Raw genomic sequence first — 1,820 nt, 5'->3', positions numbered from 1 at the left:
GACCACGGCTTTGCCCGAGCCGTCGTCGACCCGGCTGACGCCGACGTCGAGCACGATGGCGCCAGGCTTGAGGTCCGCCGCCTTGATCATGTGCGGCTGGCCGGCAGCGGCAATCACGACGTCGGCCTGCCGGAGTTCGGCGGGCAGGTCCACGGTGCCGGTGTGGGCCAGGATGACGGTGGCGTTGACGTCCTTGCGGGTGAGCAGCAGGCCCACGGGCCTGCCGATCGTGACCCCGCGGCCCACCACCAGCACGCGTTTGCCCTTCAGGCTGATCCCGTGCCGGGTGAGCAGTTCCACGCAGCCCTTCGGCGTGCACGGCAGCGGGGATTTCATCGGTCCGCCGACGTTCGCCACGAGCCGGCCCAGGTTCATCGGGTGCAGCCCGTCGGCGTCCTTGTCCGGATCCATGGCCTCCAGGATGACGTCCTGGTCAATGTGTGCCGGCAGCGGCAGCTGGACGATGTAGCCGGTGCACTCGGGATTCTTGTTGAGTTCCCGGACCACGGCGAGCAGTTCTTCCTGCGTGGCCTGTTCCGGCAGGTCGCGGCGGATGGAGGTGATTCCCACCTCGGCGCAGTCCCGGTGCTTGCCCGCCACGTACCAGGTGCTGCCCGGGTCGGACCCGACCAGGATCGTGCCCAGGCCCGGGACGATGCCGTGCGCCTTGAGGGCGGCCACGCGTTCGGTCAGTTCGGCCTTGATCGCCGCGGCGGTTGCCTTGCCGTCGAGAACCCGCGCGGTGCGTGCCTGTGCTCGCGCGGCGTCGGTGGTTGTGGAGTCGGTGGTTGCGGAATCCGTGGTGCTCATCGGATCACCACTGCTCGTGCTGCGGGTACAGCGGGAAGTCCTCGGCCAGCTTGTCCACGCGGGTCTGGAGCGCCTCGATGTCGGTACCGGAACCGGACTTCAGCGCGGTGGCGATGATCTCGGCGACCTCGGTGAACTCCCCGGCGCCGAAGCCGCGGGTGGCCAGGGCGGGCGTGCCGATGCGCAGGCCGGAGGTGACCATCGGCGGCCGCGGGTCGAAGGGCACGGCGTTGCGGTTGACCGTGATGCCGACCGAGTGCAGGAGGTCTTCGGCCTGCTGGCCGTCCAGCTGGGAGTTGCGCAGATCCACCAGGACCAGGTGCACGTCGGTGCCGCCGGTGAGGACGGAGACACCGGCGTCGGAAAGGTCGGACTGGTTCAGGCGGTCGGCGATGATCCGGGCGCCTTCCAGCACGCGTTCCTGGCGCTCCTTGAATTCTTCCGTGCCGGCGATCTTGAAGGCCACTGCCTTGGCGGCGATGACGTGCATGAGCGGGCCACCCTGCTGGCCGGGGAAGACGCTGGAGTTGAGCTTCTTGGTCCACTCCTGCTTGGCCAGGATCACACCGGAACGGGGACCGGCCAGGGTCTTGTGCACGGTGGAGGTGACGACGTCGGAGTGCGGCACCGGGCTGGGGTGGAGCCCGGCGGCCACGAGTCCGGCAAAGTGCGCCATGTCGGTCCAGAGCAGCGCGCCGACCTCGTCGGCGATCGAGCGGAAGGCTTCGAAGTCGAGGTGGCGCGGGTAGGCGGACCAGCCGGCGATGATGACCTGCGGCTTTTCGGCGAGCGCCTGCGCCCGCAGCTTGTCCATGTCGATCCGGAAGCTGTCTTCCTCGACCTGGTAGGCGGCGACCTCGTAGAGCTTGCCGGAGAAGTTGAKCTTCATGCCGTGCGTSAGGTGCCCGCCGTGGGCCAGCGAGAGGCCCAGGATCTTGTCTCCGGGGGTAATCATGGCGGCAAGTGCGGCGGCGTTGGCCTGCGCGCCGGAGTGCGGCTGGACGTTGGCG

At 69.0% G+C, this 1,820-nt stretch carries 2 protein-coding genes; both read right to left on the bottom strand.

From position 1 onward, the window contains the following. Window positions 1-810: tetrahydrofolate dehydrogenase/cyclohydrolase catalytic domain-containing protein (locus AB4Y86_RS18010; RefSeq protein ID WP_441403519.1), on the bottom strand; the 810-nt coding region annotated here is incomplete at its 3' end. Window positions 811-814: 4 nt separating this feature from the next. Beyond that, the coding region (gene glyA / locus AB4Y86_RS18005) for a serine hydroxymethyltransferase (RefSeq protein ID WP_441403518.1) at window positions 815-1,820 on the bottom strand (1,006 nt) is incomplete at its 5' end.

Origin of the sequence: Arthrobacter sp. 2YAF22_2 (assembly GCF_052114645.1) — a bacterium.
Taxonomy (GTDB): Bacteria; Actinomycetota; Actinomycetes; order Actinomycetales; family Micrococcaceae; genus Arthrobacter.
The sequence above is the reverse complement of the archived record's forward strand: the minus strand, read 5'-3'. Positions and strand labels throughout refer to the sequence as shown.